15 protein-coding genes and 1 riboswitch are annotated in these 16,822 nt (G+C 67.5%); of the genes, 10 read left to right on the forward strand and 5 right to left on the reverse strand.

Annotated elements, in window-relative coordinates; translation table 11 throughout:
• Positions 1–63 precede the first annotated feature (63 nt).
• The 3 genes from DBO33_RS19810 to DBO33_RS19820 are packed head-to-tail and all read left to right on the forward strand — an operon-like array spanning position 64 to position 3,280.
• Positions 64–717: a TetR/AcrR family transcriptional regulator gene (locus DBO33_RS19810; protein ID WP_107656378.1), complete on the forward strand. Its 654-nt coding sequence runs from the start codon at positions 64–66 to the stop codon at positions 715–717.
• Positions 717–1,649, forward strand: coding sequence for an ABC transporter ATP-binding protein (locus DBO33_RS19815; RefSeq protein WP_107656379.1), 933 nt, complete (start codon positions 717–719; stop codon positions 1,647–1,649). Before DBO33_RS19810 ends, DBO33_RS19815 begins: the two co-directional genes overlap by 1 nt.
• Complete coding sequence (locus tag DBO33_RS19820; protein ID WP_107656380.1) at positions 1,646–3,280, forward strand: ABC transporter permease; 1,635 nt, start codon at positions 1,646–1,648, stop codon at positions 3,278–3,280. The genes DBO33_RS19815 and DBO33_RS19820 overlap by 4 nt, the downstream gene beginning before the upstream one ends.
• Positions 3,281–3,453: 173 nt before the next feature.
• Here the strand turns inward: DBO33_RS19820 and DBO33_RS19825 are convergent, their stop codons facing one another.
• Together DBO33_RS19825 and DBO33_RS19830 are read right to left on the reverse strand one after the other, a co-directional pair.
• Positions 3,454–4,299: a TIGR03619 family F420-dependent LLM class oxidoreductase gene (locus DBO33_RS19825; protein ID WP_107660418.1), complete on the reverse strand. Its 846-nt coding sequence runs from the start codon at positions 4,297–4,299 to the stop codon at positions 3,454–3,456.
• Positions 4,300–4,334: 35 nt separating this feature from the next.
• Positions 4,335–4,958, reverse strand: coding sequence for a phosphatase PAP2 family protein (locus DBO33_RS19830; protein ID WP_234390928.1), 624 nt, complete (start codon positions 4,956–4,958; stop codon positions 4,335–4,337).
• Between the two features lie 293 nt (positions 4,959–5,251).
• Here DBO33_RS19830 and DBO33_RS19835 point away from each other — a divergent pair, with 293 nt between their 5' ends.
• Positions 5,252–7,651 carry an ATP-binding protein gene (locus DBO33_RS19835; RefSeq protein WP_159080371.1) on the forward strand — a complete coding sequence of 800 codons (2,400 nt, stop codon included), beginning with the start codon at positions 5,252–5,254 and terminating at the stop codon, positions 7,649–7,651.
• Between the two features lie 12 nt (positions 7,652–7,663).
• Here DBO33_RS19835 and DBO33_RS19840 read toward each other — a convergent pair whose 3' ends face one another.
• From DBO33_RS19840 to DBO33_RS19850, 3 genes are all read right to left on the reverse strand, one after another.
• The gene (locus DBO33_RS19840) at positions 7,664–8,557 is read right to left on the reverse strand and encodes a nuclease-related domain-containing protein (protein WP_107656382.1); all 894 of its coding nucleotides are present in this window, start codon (positions 8,555–8,557) and stop codon (positions 7,664–7,666) included.
• 102 nt (positions 8,558–8,659) lie between these two features.
• A complete protein-coding gene (locus tag DBO33_RS19845; RefSeq protein ID WP_107656383.1) occupies positions 8,660–10,057 on the reverse strand; it encodes a DUF2252 domain-containing protein in 1,398 nt (465 codons plus the stop codon).
• Positions 10,058–10,154: 97 nt separating this feature from the next.
• Positions 10,155–11,849: a GMC oxidoreductase gene (locus DBO33_RS19850; protein ID WP_107656384.1), complete on the reverse strand. Its 1,695-nt coding sequence runs from the start codon at positions 11,847–11,849 to the stop codon at positions 10,155–10,157.
• 245 nt (positions 11,850–12,094) lie between these two features.
• Here DBO33_RS19850 and DBO33_RS19855 point away from each other — a divergent pair, with 245 nt between their 5' ends.
• From DBO33_RS19855 to DBO33_RS19880, 6 genes are all read left to right on the forward strand, one after another.
• Positions 12,095–12,679, forward strand: a complete 585-nt coding sequence (locus DBO33_RS19855) for a CDP-alcohol phosphatidyltransferase family protein (protein WP_107660420.1) — start codon at positions 12,095–12,097, stop codon at positions 12,677–12,679.
• Positions 12,680–12,761: 82 nt separating this feature from the next.
• Positions 12,762–13,160 (forward strand): glycine cleavage system protein GcvH, encoded by a 399-nt coding sequence (gene gcvH, locus DBO33_RS19860; protein WP_107656385.1) that lies wholly within the window; start codon positions 12,762–12,764, stop codon positions 13,158–13,160.
• Positions 13,161–13,328: 168 nt separating this feature from the next.
• The gene (gene odhI, locus DBO33_RS19865; RefSeq protein WP_040734653.1) at positions 13,329–13,814 is read left to right on the forward strand and encodes an oxoglutarate dehydrogenase inhibitor Odhl; all 486 of its coding nucleotides are present in this window, start codon (positions 13,329–13,331) and stop codon (positions 13,812–13,814) included.
• Positions 13,815–13,926: 112 nt separating this feature from the next.
• A complete protein-coding gene (ftsR, locus tag DBO33_RS19870; RefSeq protein WP_107660421.1) occupies positions 13,927–14,721 on the forward strand; it encodes a transcriptional regulator FtsR in 795 nt (264 codons plus the stop codon).
• A 330-nt stretch (positions 14,722–15,051) separates the two neighbouring features.
• Positions 15,052–15,525: a bifunctional nuclease family protein gene (locus DBO33_RS19875; protein WP_069160942.1), complete on the forward strand. Its 474-nt coding sequence runs from the start codon at positions 15,052–15,054 to the stop codon at positions 15,523–15,525.
• A 201-nt stretch (positions 15,526–15,726) separates the two neighbouring features.
• Positions 15,727–16,320 carry a MerR family transcriptional regulator gene (locus tag DBO33_RS19880; RefSeq protein WP_107656386.1) on the forward strand — a complete coding sequence of 198 codons (594 nt, stop codon included), beginning with the start codon at positions 15,727–15,729 and terminating at the stop codon, positions 16,318–16,320.
• 266 nt (positions 16,321–16,586) lie between these two features.
• Positions 16,587–16,686, forward strand: a riboswitch (glycine riboswitch).
• Positions 16,687–16,822: the final 136 nt, after the last annotated feature.

Genomic DNA, 16,822 nt, shown 5'->3' on the forward strand with positions numbered 1-16,822 from the left:
TGACACGACATTCCGGGCAGGGCCCTTGTGGCGGATTGAACGAGTGTTTAATATATTGAACATGTGTTTAACGAACAGCCCCTACCGCAAGGACCCGCCGCGGATCTGACCACGGCGGCCCGAATCCGTGACGCCGCGATCGAGGTCTTCGGCGACCAGGGCTTCCAGGTCGGCGTGCGCGTGATCGCCCAGGCGGCAGGCGTTTCGCCCGGCCTGGTGAACCATCACTTCGGCTCCAAGGACGGCCTGCGCGCCGCCTGTGACGAGCGGGTGCTCCAGCTGATTCGCGACGAGAAGGTCAAGGCGATCACCGCGCAGAGTGTGGCGAAAGGCATGCTGTCCGCGCTGGCCGAGATCGAGGTGTACGGACCACTGGTCGCCTACATGGTGCGCAGCCTGCAGGCGGGTGGGCCGATGGCTCGGTCGCTTTTCGAGCACATGGTCGCCGATGCCGAGATCTACATCCAGCAGGGCGTCGATGCGGGCGCGCTCAAACCGAGCCGCGACCCGGCGGCGCGTGCCAGATATCTGATGACACTCAACGTCGGCGCGACCCTGCTGTGGGTGCAGATGCATCAGCAGCCCGGCGAAAAGCTCGACTTCCGCAAGGCGATTCGTGAGCTGACCGAGGAGCTCACACCCCCCGCCCTGGAGTTCTACACCCAGGGCATCCTGACCGACCCCACGCTATTGGACACTTTCATCGAGGAGCATTGATGTCCGAGGTCATCCAAATCAACAATCTCCGTAAGACTTTCGGTCATGTCGCCGCACTGGACGGCCTCGACCTCACGGTCAGCGAGGGCGAGATCCACGGCTTCCTGGGCCCCAACGGCGCCGGTAAGTCCACCACCATCCGCGTCCTGCTCGGCATTCTGCGCGCCACCTCCGGCCGCGCCGAACTGCTCGGGCGCGACCCGTGGTCCGACGCGGTCGCGCTGCACCACGAACTCGCTTATGTGCCAGGCGATGTCACGCTGTGGCCGTCGCTGTCCGGCGGCGAGACGATCGACCTGCTCGCCCGCATGCGCGGCGGCATCAACGCCGAACGGCGCGAAGAACTGATCGAACGGTTCGATCTGGATCCGCGCAAGAAGGCGCGCACCTACTCCAAGGGCAACCGGCAGAAGGTCGCGCTGATCTCCGCGCTCGCGTCCGACGTTCGACTGTTGCTGCTCGACGAACCGACCTCGGGCCTGGATCCGTTGATGGAACAGGTGTTTCGCGAATGCGTCGAGGAAGCCAAGCAGCGCGGCACCACCGTACTGTTGTCCAGCCACATCCTGTCCGAGGTGGAGGCGCTCTGCGATCGGGTGACCATCATCCGGGCTGGACGCACCGTGGAGAGCGGCTCGCTGCAGGAGCTGCGGCACCTCTCCCGCACCTCGATCACCGCCGAATTAACGGGTGACCCAGGGGATCTCAGCCGCATCGACGGCGTCGAGGACATCGAGCGGGACGGCTCGACCCTGCGCTGCCAGGTGGACGGTGAGCACCTCGGTGAGCTGATCCGGGTGCTCGGCGACGCCGGCGTGCGCAGCCTGACCAGCGCACCGCCGACCCTGGAAGAGCTGTTCATGCGGCACTACCACGTCGACGGCGACGCCTCGGCGCACGCGACGAAGAACGGGGAGAAGGTGGGCGCATGACAACGGCAACCGCGGGGAGGCACTACGCCGCTCCGGCAGTGCGTGGCTCGGCCGACCTGGCGGGCACCGGCCAACTGCTGCGCCTGTTCCTGCGCCGCGACCGAATCGTCTTGCCGCTGTGGGTGATCGCGTTCGGGTTGCTGCCTGCCTTCTATGTCGCGAGCACCAAGAGCGTCTACGGCACGCAAGCCGATCTCGACAACTATGCGAAGACCATCACCGACAGTCCCGCGCTCGTCGCCATGTACGGGCCGGTGTTCAGCACCGATATCGGCTCGATGGCGTTGTGGAAGGCGGGGCCGTACTTCGCGATGATCGGAATCGCGACCATCCTCACCGTCATCCGGCACACCCGGGTCGAAGAGGAGACCGGCCGGGCCGAACTCGTCGGCGCCACCAGCATCGGCCGCTTCGCCGGGCTCACCGCGGTGCTGCTGATGGCCACGTTCGGCTGTGTGGTTGTCGGAATCCTGTCCACCGCAATGCTGTACAGCAACGACCTGCCGCTCACCGGGTCGGCGGCGTTCTCGGTGACGCTGGCCTGCTCCGGCCTGGCCTGGGCCGGAGTGGCGGCGGTGGCCGCGCAGGTGAGCACCGGCGCGCGGATCGCCCGCGGTGTGGCGCTCGGCGCGCTCGCCGCGGCCTTCGCGTTGCGGGCCATCGGCGACGCGGGTAACGGTGTGCTGTCCTGGTTTTCGCCGGTCGGCTGGTGTATCCAGATGCGGGCCTTCGCGCAGGAGCGCTGGTGGATCCTGATCCCGCTGCTGGTGCTGGCCGCGCTCACCACCACGGCGGCCTATGTGCTGCTGAGCCGGCGCGATACCGGCTCGGGCCTGCTCGCCGAGCGACCGGGCCCACCGTCGGCGGCGCCCGCGCTGTCCGGTCCGGCCGGACTGGCGTGGCGGTTGCAACGGGGCTCGCTGCTGGCCTGGACCATCGGCTTCCTGCTGTACGGGCTGCTGATGGGCGGGGCGGTGCGCAGCGTCGGCAATATGGTCGACGGCAACTCGACGGTGCAGGACCTGGTCACCCGGATGGGTGGGTCGGACATGCTGCAGAACTCGTTCATCACCCTCGCGCTCACCCTGCTCGCCGCGGGCGCCGCCGCTTATTCCGTCTCGGCCGTGCTGCGGCTGCACGACGAGGAGTCCAGTCAGCGGGCCGAATCCACCCTGGCCGGAGCGGTGAGCCGGGAGCGATACGCGCTGAGCCACATCGGTTTCGCGCTACTGGGACCCGCGCTGCTCTTGCTGGTGGCCGCGCTGGCGATCGGCGTGGTCTACGGCGCGACCGACGGCGATATGGCGGGCAAGCTGACCGACGCGGTGGGTGCCGCGGCCGTCCAGGTGCCCGCGGTGTGGGTGTTCACGGGTATCACGGTGGCGATCTACGGGATCGCTCCGCGCTTCACTCCGATTGCCTGGGGTGTGCTGAGCGTGCTGATCGTGATCTTCTTCATCGGCTCGCTGGACGGGCTGCCGCAGTGGCTGGTCGATCTCGTGCCGTTCGTGCACCCGCCGAAGTTGCCCGGCGCGGAGTTCCAGGCCGCCCCGGTGCTCTGGCTCCTCGGCATCGCCGCAGTGTTGCTCGCGGTCGGCATCGTCGCTTTCCGCAGGCGCGATCTGCGCTGACGCCGTGTCGCCCGGCCCGTGCACTCAACAGAGTGCGCGGGCCGTCGGCATCGCAACGAGAGGTTATCGACAGATGGTGCGCACCGGAACCCGCGCCGCCGGAGCGACCGTCCCGGACGAGACGACCGCGGTCGTCGCGGCACGGCGTACTGCGGTCGGGGTGTCTAGGCCCGTCAGCCGATGCCGAGTTTCCCGGCGAGCCGGCCCAGATAAGCGAGTACCTCATCCGCCGAACGATCCGGCACCCCGAAAACAACCTCGGTGACACCGAATTCGGTCCATTGCGCCAGCTGTGCCGGGTCCGGCCGACCGGCCAGCGCGATCACCTCCGGCGTGCCCGCCCGGTCGTGCTCGCGCCAGATCCGGTGCAGCAGGGCAATCTTGGTGTCCACCCCGTCTTCGGTCGGCGTGGTGATCCACCCGTCCGCGTGCTTGGCCAGCCAGGTGAACGACTTCTCCGTGCCTGCGGCGCCGAGATGCACCGGTATCCGCTTCTGCACCGGCTTCGGCCAGGACCAGCTCGCGCCGAAGTTCACGAAATCGCCGGCGAAGCTGGCCTCCTCCTCGGTCCAGATGGTGCGCATCGCGTCCAAGTGCTCGCGCAGGACCGTCCTGCGCTTGCCCGGCGGCACCCCGTGGTGGGCGAGTTCGTCGGTGTTCCAACCGAATCCGACGCCGAGGCTGACCCGGCCGCCGGACAGATGGTCCAGCGAGGCGATGGTCTTGGCCAGCGTGATCGGATGGTGCTCGGCGGGTAGCGCCACCGCCGTGGACAAGCCGATCCGGCTGGTGACGGCGGCCGCGGTAGCCAGCGCCACCCACGGATCGAGGGTGCGCAGATACCGGTCGTCCGGCAGGCTGGCGTCGCCCGTTTGCGGATGCGCCGCGGCCCGCACCACCGGGATGTGGGTGTGCTCCGGCACGTAGAACGTGTCGAAACCGGAATCTTCGGCGGCCGCCGCCGCTGCCGAGGGGGTAATGCCTCGATCGCTGGTGAACAACACAATCCCGTACCGCACCGCACACGCTCCCATCGGCTGAACTAGAACAAGTTCTACCATCTTTCTCGATCGGCACCAAGGGTTTGCGCAAGCAGGCCCAGCGCGAGCGCCATGGCGATGGCCGCCGCGGTGCCGCCGATGATGTCGGTCGGCAGGTGGTAATCGAGCCCGACCATGCCGACGGCGACCGCGAGCAGTGTCACGACTGCCACCGCGAGCGCGATGAGCCGAGCTCGGATCGAATCGATCAGCACGATGAACTTTGTCGCGATCGCGACCAGATGCACGGTGTGCCCGCTGGGATAGGCGAGGTAGTCGTGTAAGGGCCGATCCCAGAGCGGTTTCCAGAGCCAGGTATTCAAGCCGAGCGCGAGTTCGGGCACCACCACCATGGTTGCGGCCCGCCACCATCGGCCGCGATAACCGAACCAGGCGGCGGCGAGCAGCAACAGTGGCACGAGAATGTAGGCGTTGCTGGGAATGACGAACGCCTGGTAGAGGCCCGGCCGGGTGTCGAACGCCGAATGGATCGGGGCGGCGAGATCGCGATCGAGCGACGTCGGGCCGCCGTCCGGCGGGAAGGTCGCGGGCAGGACGGCGGCGACGGTGCCGCCCAGTGCGATGCCGCCGAGCCGCAGCGCGCCCCCGGTGCTGACGTCTTGCCGTAGTCCGAACACCGGTCGACCATAACTACTGACAGGTTCTTGCTACCCGACCGAGGGTTGGGGGCGAAGTCGATGGTCGTTCGACCGAACTCGGTAGGCCGTCGAAACCCCCGCAGCCCCAGGTCAACTCGGAGATCTGTTGAACACCTCGCGATGCTGCGAGGACTTGGTATCGTCGTATTCGATCAGTGAACATTCCGGTTCGCCGATCGATATCTCCGGCTCGGTCGGCCTGGATGCATTGTGGCTCGGGCGTATTTTGCGCGGTCGTCCGTTCCGTGGCAGGTGACTGAGAGGTACCCATGGTGGGCGATGAGGTCAGGCCTACGCTGGCCGGCACGTATCGGCTTCCGACCATCATCGGGCGGGCCGCTGAGCTCGCCGAGGTCGGTCGACTGCTCGTTGATCCCCGGGTCCGGCTGCTCACCCTCACCGGGACCGCGGGTGTGGGCAAATCCCGGCTGGCCCGAGAGGCGCTCTCGGACAGCGCGTTCCACAGCTGCCTCGACGCGATGGTCGATCTCGGCGAGTGTGCCGACCGGGCGAGCACGTGGAACGCGGTGCTGGCGAAGGCGAGTCGTCGCTCGCTGGCCTGCGCGCCGCAAGACCTCGACCCGGACGCGGCCCTGACCGTGCTGGCCTCCAGGATCGGCACCTGCCGGGCAATCCTGTTGCTGGACAACTGCGATCGGGTGGTCGAGCAGGTCTCCACCGATGTGGCGCGCCTGCTGGAGCACTGCCCGAACCTGGTGCTCGTGGCGACCAGCCGTGTCCCGTTCAACCTGTACCGCGAATGTGTGCTGTGCGTGCGCCCGTTGCGCACCGGCTGCGACACCGTCGACTACTACCCGGGCTCAGCGCCCGCCGCCCAGCTGTTGCTCGACAGCATCGACAGCCATTACCGGGGCACGGCCGCGGTGGCCGATCGGCTGGTGCTCGACGAGATCGTGCGCGAGCTCGACGGCGTGCCGCTGGCCATCGAACTCGCCGCGGGCTCGATCGCCCGGATCGGCCCGGTGCGCACCCTGCACCGCATCGAGGCGGGCGCGGACCTGCGGTCGCCGTCCTTCGTCGACGTGCCCGCGCGGCACCGGACCCTGCACGGCGCGGTCGAATGGGGCCTGGGCAGTGTCACCCCGGAGGTGCTCGACCTGTTGCTGCGCCTGTCGCTGTACCAGTCGGAGATCGACACCGATATCGCTTGCCTGGTGGCAGGTAAGCCGGAGGAGGAGACCACGGTCGCGATGGCGGAGTTGGTCCAGCGCAGCTTGCTGGACCATCTGTCCAGCGGGCCGCACGGGCACGGCTACCGGCTCTTCGCCACCGTGCGGGCCTACTGCCGCCAGGTGCTGGCCGCTGATCCGTTGCGCGCTACCGCGATCCGCGAGGATCACGTGGACCGGCTGTGCCGGCTCGCCGAGTACATCGGACCACGATTCGATCAGCAGGAGCACCGGGCGGACGCGTTGGCGGCCGCGGGCAAGCAGATCGTGGACTTTCTCTCGGCGGTGCACTATCTGATCGACACCCGGCGTCCGGAACGCGCCGTGCACCTGGCGGCCCAGCTGGAATCGGCGTGGATCCAGCACGGTTATCAGTCGGAGTTGGAGTCGGTCCTGGCCAAGGCGCTGGAGCTGAGCGACCGCGGCACGCTGGATCCCGGTGTGACCGCGCCGCTGTGCCTCGAGGTGCTCGGCCCCTGGGCCGGCCGATCCGGGCGGTTGGGGCGGGCGGTCGAGCTGCTGACGAATTCGGCTGCCGCGTACCGCCGTTTCGGCAAACACGTCGACGCCGCCCGGGTCACCGTTGTGTTGATCGCGGTGCTGATCGGGCTCGGGGAGCGGGCCGCCGCCACAGCGCAAGTGGCGGTGGCGTCGCAGTACGCCGACGAACTCGATGGCCCGTGGCCGTCCCGGCTCCGGGGCACCGCCATGCTGCTGCGTATTCCGGACCCGCCCACGCGCGACACCGAGGTCTTGGCCAGGCTGTGCGACCGGGCCCGGCGACTGGACAGCACGGCGCGGCTGATCGGGCTGAACACGCTGGCGCGCACGCAGATCGGCGCGCGGACCGCGGACCGTGCCCAGGCGCTCTATCGCGAGAATTTAGCCGCCGCCGATCTGGAAACGCATGCGCTGCAGGCGATCGTCGCGCTGGAGGGCTGCGCCATGGCCTACGACGCGGCCGGGGTCGAGTACGCCGAGCCGACGGTGACGCTGCTGCTCGCGGCCAGGCAGCTGCGGGCCACGCACGGTATACCGCAGCTGGGCGCGGGCGATCCGGCACCCCGCGAAGCGGACCACCGAAACGCCCTGGGCGAGGGCAGGTTCCGGGAGATCATGCGTAAGGCGGGGGAGATGAGCCTCGCGGACGCGGTGGCCTACGCCGGTGCCGGCCCGACGCTGCCCGATCCGGACGGATCGCCGCTGGCCGCGCTGACCAACCGGCAGCGCGAGATCGCCAGGTTGGTCGCTACCGGCCTGACCAACCGGCGGATCGCCACTCAGCTGGGAATTTCGGAGTGGACCGTCGTCAATCACGTGCGCCAGGTGATGATCAAGCTGGACTGTCCGTCACGGCTGCACGTCGCGCTGGTGGTGGAACGGGATTCGCAGCCCGCGACGGAGAAGGCGGGGCGCGGCGAACCGGCGCTCGACGAGCAGACGGGCGAGCTGCCGCGAATCACGGTGGCGCGCAAGACATAGCCCCGAACCGGCCTACGGCCCGTAGGTCAGCACCACACTGATCACGAACCACAGCACCCACGCGAAGGCGATCACCATGCCCACCGCCAGCGTGATCCGCATGAAAGCCCGGCCGAAATCCATGTCGCGCGTCTCGCGCGGATACAGCTTCCACGGGCTGTACCACGGCGCCGCGACCGCGTACACCGGCTTCTGGGCCTCCCGCTCGGCCTGCGCCAGCTCCTCCGCATACGCCTCGGCCTGCGCCTGATTCGGCCCGCCGTGCCACAGCGTGATGTCGATCGGGCCGAGGAAGCCCTCGTTCAACAGCTCCTGCGGGGCAGGCAGGTAGGGCAGGATGCCGAGCCCGCGGAAGGCGATGGCGACGTCGTTGGCCGTCCACAGGTGTTTCTCCTGCTCGGCGAGCGAGTCGAAGTAGTGCCGCAGCCTGCCGGGATCGTCGCCGAGGATCACGTCGAAGCTCGGGTCGCTCCAGGCCTGCTTGATCTGCAGCTCGGCCCCGCGCAGCGGCATCACCAGCGCGAGGCCGTGCACCGCGCGCTGCCCGAGGCCGCGGTCGGCCAGCCAGCTCTGCAACGCGAAGGTGTGCTCGCGTGACTTCTCCAGCGGCGTGCGCCGGTCCCGGCCCTCCATCGCGGCCGGGTCGCCGTTGATCGTCCACTGACCGTTGAGCGGGATCTCCAGCACGCCGTCCTGCCGGGCCACCAGCGCCTCGGCCTCGATCACCACGCAGCTGGTCGGCGTCCACACCACCGCGTCGAACTGGTGCAGCCGATCCCGGTGGAACAGACTGCAGTTGATGGTGGCGACACCGTGCGGACTGTCCGGGTCCTTCCAGGTGCGCAGCCAATCGATCAGCGCCCGCTCGGCATTGGTGCCTGCCGCGTTCTGCACTCGCACCAGCATTGACGACCGCCCTTCACGTCGACACTCGACAGTGCACAGGATACGAGGTGCGCGGGCGAGTTCGCCGCCCCCATGGCAACAGTCGGCGTGTTGGTGCCGCGCTCACTGCGGCAGTTCGGCCGCGAACTTGCCCGCCTTGACCGCCTCGACCAGTGCGGCATGGTCGGATTCGGTGCGGTCGGCGTAGCGGACCGCGAAATTCGCGACCGCGTTCTCGAACCGTTCGTCGTCGCCGAGGTAGCCCGCCAGCAGCCGCGGATCGAGCGAGCGCGCATGCGCGCGGGCCAGCAGCGCGCCGGCCAGCCTGCCGTAGTCGTCGAGGTCCGACGCGGACAGCCCGGCCGGGTCGATGCTGCCCTTGAGATTGCGGAATTGGCGGACGATGAACGGGATTTCGGTGCCGTCACCGGTCGGGTCGACACTGGTCCAGCCGAGCAGGATGTCGGTCTCCGACTGAACAAGCCTGGCGCCCTGCACGATTCGCTTGCCCTCGTGTTTCGGCCGGGGCGCGGGCAGGAACGGGGCGAGCGAGGACGGGTTGGCCTGCTTGAGCTGCAGCACCAGATCTTCGCCCTCGTTGCCGTGCAGCAGCGCGACATAGGTGTGCAGGCCGACGCTGCCGGTGCCGACGATGCGGAAGGCGATGTCGGACACCGCGAATCGGGCGAGCAGGTTGCGCCGGGATTCGCGCAGCGTGCCGGCGTAGCGCTCCAGGCCGTCGGTGACGGCGGCCGCCAGCCGATCGTCGACCGCGGTGAGAATCGGTGGGTCGCTGATGAATCGGTGCTTCGTGATCCCGGTGCGGTGATCATCGAGGCGTTCGGTCCACTTGGCCACCACCTTCGCGCTGGTGTTCTTACGCGCCTTCTTCGCGGCCTTCTTGAAGTCATCGATCAGATCGTGCGCGGCGGCTTGATCCAGCACCGATTCATCGGGCAGCGCGCTCCACGATTCCAGAAACGGCTGCTCGGCCAGCTGGGCCGCCACGAGCCGGTAGGCGCGGGCCGCGTCATGGGCGGCTGTGCGGCAGTCGTCCTCGCCCGCACCGCTTTCCCGGCCCGCCAGCACCAGGCTGGCCGCGAGGCGCTCCAGATCCCACTCCCACGGGCCGACGATGGTCTCGTCGAAATCATTGATGTCCATGATGATTTCGCCGCGTGGCGTGCCGTACAGGCCGAAGTTCGCCGCGTGCGCGTCGCCGCACAGCTGAGCGGTGAGCCCGGTGTCGGGTCCGTCCGCGAGATCGGCGGCCATCAGCCCGGCCGCGCCGCGGTAGAAGGTGAACGGGGACGCCATCATCCGGCCGATCCGCAGCGGCACCAGGTGGGTGATCCGGCCCGCATTGCTCGCGGCGATGAACTCCAGCACATCGGGCCGCCGAGCGCCCTCGGCGGCCCGATCCCTGGCATCGACGGGCACGCGCTCGCGCACGGCCTCGCCGCGGGCCCGCACCTCCGCCGCGGGAACGTAGGAGCGTAGATCGATACGACTGTCTGACACGCTGCTGACGCTAGCCGTTGCCGGAGCCGGTGCGGGTGTCGGTTTCACCACGTTCGCACGGCTATAACCCCAGCTGTCGGCTGCGACACCACCGGTCTCAGGTGGCGGGCACCGTGCGATCCACCGGAGTGATCGGCAGCCGCAACGCGCCGGGGGCGGACTCGGGCACCACGGGCTGCTGCGGCGGCACCGGGGCGATCCGCTGATATGCCGCCCCGAGTTCCGGACGCGGGTCGGCCTCGTTCTTGTTGGGCCAGAACGCCATCGCCCGCTCCGCCTGCGCGGTGATGGTGAGCGACGGGTTGACGCCCAGGTTGGCGGTCACCGCGGAGCCGTCCGCGACATGCAGGCCGGGGTGGCCGTACACCCGTTGATACGGGTCGACGACACCGGTTTCCGGGGTGTCCCCGATGACGCAGCCGCCGATGTAGTGCGCGGTCGCCGGGATGTTGAATACGTCCATCACCAGCCCGTGCGTATCACCGTGCACCTTCTCGCCGAACCGGCGGCCGATGTCGTGCGCCATCGGGATCCAGGTCGGGTTGGGCTCGCCGGTGCCCTGTTTCGTCTTGAGCAGCCCGCGCCTGCGGAACGAGGTCAGCGAGTTGTCCAGCGACTGCATGACCAGCAGGATCACCGACTTCTCCGAGGCGCGCCTGGCATTGAGACTGCGCAGGAACACCAGCGGATGCACCAGGATGGCGAGCAGGAAACGCAGGAACCGGAACGCGCCGCCGTCCACGATCGGCACCGACATCGGGAACAGCGCGTTCTGGCCCTTGCCGTAGTGGCACACCTCGATGTGGGTGTCCTCGGCCGGATGGATCGACGACGTGATCGCGATGCCCTCGGCGAAGTCGCGGCGCGAGCGGCTCACCACATTGAGGATCGCCTCGGAGTTGCTGCGGGTCAGCTCGCCCAGGCGCGGCGAAAGGTTCGGCAGCACCGCCTCGTCGCGCATCTTGTGCAGCAGTTTCTGGGTGCCCAGCGCGGCGCCGGCGAAGACCACCTGCTCGGCGGTGAAGGTCTTGCGCTCCTTACGCACCCAGCGGTCCGAGCGCTCGGTCCGCACGGCGTAGCCGCCCTCGGGCAGCGGCCGGACCTCGGTGGCGGTGGTCAGCGGATGCACCTCGGCGCCGGCCTGTTCGGCCAGGTAGAGGTAGTTCGTGGTGGTGGTGTTCTTGGCGTTGTGCGGGCAGCCGGTGAAACACTGCGCGCAGTGCACGCAGCCGCGCCTGCGGGGGCCGACGCCACCGAAATAGGGGTCGTCGACCTCGGTGCCCGGGTCGCTCTCGTTGAAAAACACACCCACATTGGTCGGATGGAAGGTCTCCGGGACGCCGAGGTCCTCGGCGATCTCGCGGATCACCTCGTCGGCCGGGGTCAGCCGCGGGTTCGGCGCCACGCCGAGCATTCGCTGGGCCTGGTCGTAATAGGGCGCGAGTTCGGCCCGCCAGTCGGTGATGTGGGCCCACTGCTTGTCGGTGTAGAAGTTCGACAGCGGCTCGTACAGGGTGTTGCCGTAGATCAGGGAGCCGCCGCCGACGCCCGCGCCGGAGAACACCGCGCACTTGCCGAGCACGCTGCTCCGCTGCGGTCCGGTCAGGCCCAAGCGCGGCGCCCAAATCGATTTGCGCACATTCCAATTCGACTTCGGGATGTCCTCGGCGGGCCAGCGTCGGCCCGCCTCGAGCACGCCGACCCGATACCCCTTCTCGGTCAACCGGAGCGCGCTCACGCTGCCGCCGAATCCGGAGCCGATCACCACCACGTCGTAGTCGAATGCGGGCATGACTTCCTCTCGTTCACCGGCCCATCGGGCCGGTCACTCACCGTACCGGCCGATGAGACGATTTCATACTCATTCTGTCACCGCGCGGGCTGTGGCGGAAACCATCGTTACCCGGCGATATCGCGGAAACCGGCGTGCCCGGATGGCGTCGAACGGGTCCGGTGCGGTAAGCACGGGGCGTGACAACCGAATCGGGCACCACGGAACCGGGGGAGCGCGCCGACACCGACGGTGCGGCAGGCGGTGTGTTCGACGACCGCATCCTCACCGTCCCGAATGTCCTGAGTGTCGTGCGGCTGCTGGGTGTTCCGCTGTTCCTGTGGCTGCTGCTGGTCGAACACGCCGACGGCTGGGCGTTCGTGCTGCTGATCGCCAGCGGAGTGACCGACTTCCTGGACGGCAAGCTGGCCAGGCTGCTCGATCAATCCTCGCGTCTGGGCGCGCTGCTCGACCCGTTCGTGGACCGTTTGTACCTGGTGACGACCCTGGCCGCCTTTGTGGTCCGCGGGCTGCTGCCCTGGTGGGTGGCGGTCATCCTGGTCGGCCGCGATCTGGTTCTCACCCTGACACTCTCGGTGTACAAACGCCGCGATCTGCCCCCGCCCGATGTCATCTATCTCGGCAAGGCGGCCACCTTCGCGTTGATGTCGGCGTTGCCCTGGTTGCTGGCCGGGGAGATGGATTGGGCGCTGGACGGTTTCGGACGCGCCTTCGGTGGGGCATTACTGGTCTGGGGCACGGCGGTGTATGTATGGACCGGCTTGCTCTACACCGGTAAGGCGATCGCCGTCGCCCGCGCGATACCGGCTGTGCCACACCGCTCGACCTGACCGACGGCGTCGGGTCGAACATTGTCTCGACCCTCGCATAGAGTTGCGCCCACACGATCACAACGGAAAGGACGGACGGCCTGTGACCCAGACCCCCGAAGATCTGCGCTACACCGAGGAGCACGAGTGGGTGCAGCGGATCAGCCCGACCCGGGTTCGGGTAGGCATCACCGACTATGCACAGTCTCAACTCGGTGACGTTGTGTTCGTGCAGCTGCCCGAAACCGACAAGGACGTCGTCGTCGCGGACAGCATCGCCGAGGTCGAGTCGACCAAGAGCGTGTCCGACATCTACGCCCCGATCGCCGCGAAAGTTGTTGCGGTGAACGAGGATCTGGTGCAGCAGCCGGAAACGCTGAACACCGATCCGTACGGCGACGGATGGCTGTTCGAACTCGAGGTCGCGGACGCCGCGAGCCTCGACACCACCCTCGGTGAACTGCTGGATGCGGCAGGTTATCAAGGAGTTATCGGGGGCTGAATCAGCCTTCCCGGTTCTACCTGCACGGGCACGCCCTGGCAGGGTACGGTCAATGCCAACAGATGCGCCGACAGTCATTGTCGGGAATCTAGGGACTCGACGGCAGGTCGTGGTGCCACAGGTATCACCTGCTTGCATGGATAATCAGGTTCGAGGAGGAGAGAAACGGTGAGCGAGAACAAAGACCCGGGTTACGGGGAGACCGCGGCCGAGACGACGTCGGTCTTCCGCGCGGATTTCCTGAACGAGGTCGACGCGTCGCGCTCCGGAGAGCCGACCGGTGAACAGCCGGTCCAAGGGGTCGAGGGTCTGCCCGTTGGTGCGGCCCTCCTGGTCGTCAAGCGCGGCCCGAACGCGGGTTCGCGGTTCCTGCTGGATCAGCCGACGACGTCGGCGGGCCGCCACCCCGACAGTGACATCTTTCTCGACGACGTCACCGTCAGCCGTCGGCATGCCGAGTTCCGCCAGGACGACGATTCGTTCCAGGTTGTCGATGTGGGCAGCCTGAACGGCACCTATGTGAATCGGGAGCCGGTGGACTCCTCGGAACTCCAGAACGGCGACGAGGTACAGATCGGCAAGTTCCGTCTCGTGTTCCTCACCGGACCGCGGGCCCAGGTGAACGAGCCGTCTGCGGGTGCAGGCAGCCTATGAGCACGCGACGCTGGGTTCTTTCGAGACGTGAAGGGCTCGGGGTCATGCAGGAACTCGGTGTCGTGACGGATTCGGCGCAGTGACGGGCGCGGCGCAGTGGGCCCGCGGAGGCATGTCGATCGGCTCCGTGCTCGACCTGCTGCGCCCCGATTTTCCGGACGTCACCATCTCCAAAATCCGCTTCCTCGAAGCGGAAGGCCTGATCCGGCCGGAGCGCACGCCCTCGGGCTACCGCAGATTCTCCGTCGCCGATTGTGAACGGCTTCGGTTCGTGCTGACCGCGCAACGCGATCAGTACCTGCCGCTGAAGGTGATCAAGGAACAACTCGAAGCGATCGACAGCGGTGCGGCGACGCTCGGTGTGCGGGAAGCCCGCGCCCGGGCGCACTCCGGCCGTGCGGGTGCGTCGGAGTCGGCAGTGTCCGACTCCGAGCACCCGGCCACCACCGGCGGAAATCGGAACGGTGCCGCGGCGCCGAGGAGGCTCGGCGTGGTGCCCAGCGAGATTTCCCCCGACGATCTGCGTTTCGATCACGAAATACGGCTTACCCGCGCGGATCTGCTCGCGCAGGCCGACATCGACGAGACCTTCCTCAACGATCTGGTTCGCGCGAATCTCATCACGCCCGGCCCGGCCGGATTCTTCGACGGCGACGATGTGACGCTCGCCAGGACCGCCAAGGCGATGGCCGAATTCGGTTTGGAGGCACGGCATTTGCGTGCGTTCAAGCTGGCCGCCGATCGGGAGGCCGCGCTGGTCGCACAGATCGCCGCCCCCATCGCGAAGAGCCGGGATGCCGGTGCCCGCGCCCGAGCCGAGGAAACAGTGCGCGAACTCGCGGCGCTGTCGCTGACGCTGCACACCTGTCTGGTGAAGTCGTCGGTGCGGACGTCGCTGGGCGGCTGAACATCCCGTTCGACCGCCGACGCGCGATCCGTGTCATGTTTCGGTCATCCAACACGCCGATTTCGGCTGTGCACACCGATCACTGCACCCGCGCGGGTTCGCCTAGACTCGTTGGTACGGCGAGCTGGGCGGTGGTCGTGCCGGGCGGCCGGCGAGTATTGGGAGGCAGTGCGATGAGTGAGCGTAGCGAACGAATCATGTCACAGCGTGTGTCGCGCGTGCCGGGGCGAAATCTTGTAAGCGAGGTGCAGGCATGAGTGAGCGCAGCGAACGAGTCATGTCACAGCGTGCTTCGCTCATGCCGGAGCCGAGCGTCAGCGAGGTGCAGGCATGAGTGAGATGCGTGTAATCGGCATTCGTGTCGAGCAGCCACAGAACCAACCCGTACTGCTGCTTCGTGAGGTATCGGGGGATCGGTACCTACCGATTTGGATCGGGCAGGCCGAGGCGACCGCGATCGTGCTGGAGCAGGAGGGGGTGACCCCGATCCGCCCGTTGACCCACGATCTGATCAAGATCCTGATCACCGAGCTCGGGCACACCCTCAAAGAGGTGCGCATCGTCGACCTGCAGGAAGGCACCTTCTACGCGGACCTGGTGTTCGAGAACGATCTGCACATCTCGGCCAGGCCGTCGGATTCGGTAGCGATCGCCTTGCGGGTCGGTTGCCCGATCTACGCCGAGGAGCCGGTGCTCGAGGAGGCCGGGCTGGTCATGCCGGACGAGCGCGAGGACGAGGTGGAGAAGTTCAAAGAATTTCTCGAATCTGTCTCACCGGACGACTTCAAGGCCACCGACAGCTGAGCGGCCCATCCGCCGCCCCGGTGCCGCCACGCCGACGACGCGCGGAGCTGAACCAGAGGTCGAGACTTTAACCGCGCGTCGCGTTTGGCTCGATGATGGTGCTCCCTGGACAATCAAGGGGAGTAATCTCGATAGTTGGGCCACGTCCGTTTTGGCCAGGTCGTCAGTACAAGCAGTGGTCGAAACGGAGCCGGGTCATCGATGAGGCTAGCCGTCGGCGAAGCAAGGGAGTGGTCAGTGGCAGAGCAATCGCAGGATGTGGTACAGCCAGGCCTGTTCCCGGACGACTCGGTTCCCGACGATCTGGTCGGCTACCGGGTACCCAGTGCATGCCAGGTGGCCGGGATCACCTACCGGCAGCTCGACTACTGGGCGCGCACCGGATTGGTGGTGCCCTCCATCCGCAGCGCCGCAGGCTCGGGGAGCCAGCGGCTGTACTCGTTCAAGGACATCCTCGTCCTCAAGATCGTGAAGCGGCTGCTCGACGCGGGCATCTCGCTACAGAACATTCGCATCGCGGTCGACCACCTACGCAGCAGGGGAGTGCAGGACCTCGCGGGCATCACCCTGTTCTCCGACGGTACCTCGGTGTACGAGTGCACCTCGGCCGAGGAGGTAGTTGATTTACTGCAGGGCGGGCAAGGCGTCTTCGGCATCGCCATCAGCGGAGCCATGCATGAGCTCACCGGCGCCATCGCCAACTTCCCCGCAGAACGCGCGTCCGCGGTGACGGAGCGGCCGGAGGACGAGCTGTCCTACCGGCGCAAGGCGCGGATGAGCCGCAAGACCGGTTAAGAGTAGCCAACCGAAACAACACCCCGCCTCCCCGACATGTCGAGGGTAGCGGGGTGTTGTGCTGTGTGGCACTTGATTTTTGGGGCAGAAGGCGGGGATCCGGGGCCGGGCTTATGGAGTTCCAAAATACATGTTGTTAAGTAGATATGCGCATCTAGCTATGTTCCTGTTGGAACGACCCTGACCTGCACGTGACGAGCGCGACACCGCCGGGACGGGACCAGTGACACGTTCCGGCGTGTCATCGGCTTAAACTGGTGGCGCGCCAACGCCGTGCGGGAGAGTCCCGGGTTCGTCAGAGTCCGGGCGCCGAAGGAGCAGCACCTCCCCGTCAATCTCTCAGGCAACAGGGACCGTGCGGGCTTGGGCGCCTCTGGAAAGCGGTGGCTTCGGGCTGCCCGCCGATGGGGAAAGGGGCTCGGCCTACGAGTAGGCCGCGGCATCCGAATCTCTCAGGCAACAAAACAGAGGGGGAGGGCTGGTACCCGTCGACCGCCGTCGA

Origin of the sequence: Nocardia suismassiliense (assembly GCF_900269665.1) — a bacterium.
In the GTDB taxonomy this organism is placed as follows: Bacteria; Actinomycetota; Actinomycetes; order Mycobacteriales; family Mycobacteriaceae; genus Nocardia; species Nocardia suismassiliense.

Bases quoted from the DNA above. Each gene is read 5' to 3' on its own strand.
- DBO33_RS19820 (WP_107656380.1), top strand. From the start codon at position 1,646: ATGACAACGGCAACCGCGGGGAGGCACTACGCCGCTCCGGCAGTGCGT.
- DBO33_RS19875 (WP_069160942.1), top strand. From the start codon at position 15,052: ATGAGTGAGATGCGTGTAATCGGCATTCGTGTCGAGCAGCCACAGAAC.
- DBO33_RS19815 (WP_107656379.1), top strand. From the start codon at position 717: ATGTCCGAGGTCATCCAAATCAACAATCTCCGTAAGACTTTCGGTCAT.
- DBO33_RS19850 (WP_107656384.1), bottom strand. From the start codon at position 11,849: ATGCCCGCATTCGACTACGACGTGGTGGTGATCGGCTCCGGATTCGGC.
- DBO33_RS19840 (WP_107656382.1), bottom strand. From the start codon at position 8,557: ATGCTGGTGCGAGTGCAGAACGCGGCAGGCACCAATGCCGAGCGGGCG.
- ftsR (WP_107660421.1), top strand. From the start codon at position 13,927: ATGTCGATCGGCTCCGTGCTCGACCTGCTGCGCCCCGATTTTCCGGAC.
- DBO33_RS19880 (WP_107656386.1), top strand. From the start codon at position 15,727: ATGAGGCTAGCCGTCGGCGAAGCAAGGGAGTGGTCAGTGGCAGAGCAA.